Genomic DNA, 278 nt, shown 5'->3' with positions numbered 1-278 from the left:
AGAAAGGGTTACACCGCCACACGCTCTTTCAGCCAGCCATAGACGAACGACTCGTTCGCCGGTCGCTGTTCGGCCAGTTCGATATAGCGCTCGCCCTGCTGGCAGTTCAGCGCCACCAGCATCACACGCTCGCCATCCTTACCGCGCTTATTCAGATAAGCCTGTAGCGCGTTGATCGTGCGCGGGCCGATACGGCCGTCAACGCTCATATCGGGGTAGAGCGTTCCACGCATGTTGAACACGTTCAGGGCACGCTGAAGCATCCTGCCCGCCACGGA

The 278-nt window shown here is 60.1% G+C and carries 1 protein-coding gene; it reads right to left on the bottom strand.

The genetic code is table 11. The annotated features are described in order from the left end of the window. Positions 1 to 8: 8 nt before the first annotated feature. Positions 9 to 278, bottom strand: a 270-nt coding sequence (locus AACV31_RS19190; RefSeq protein ID WP_304505151.1) for a putative peptidoglycan-binding domain-containing protein, incomplete at its 5' end; no start/stop codon positions are given.

The organism is Cronobacter sp. EKM101R (assembly GCF_963888145.1).
In the GTDB taxonomy this organism is placed as follows: Bacteria; Pseudomonadota; Gammaproteobacteria; order Enterobacterales; family Enterobacteriaceae; genus Cronobacter; species Cronobacter turicensis.
Note: the sequence above shows the minus strand (reverse complement) of the source record. Positions and strands in the feature narration are given on the sequence as shown.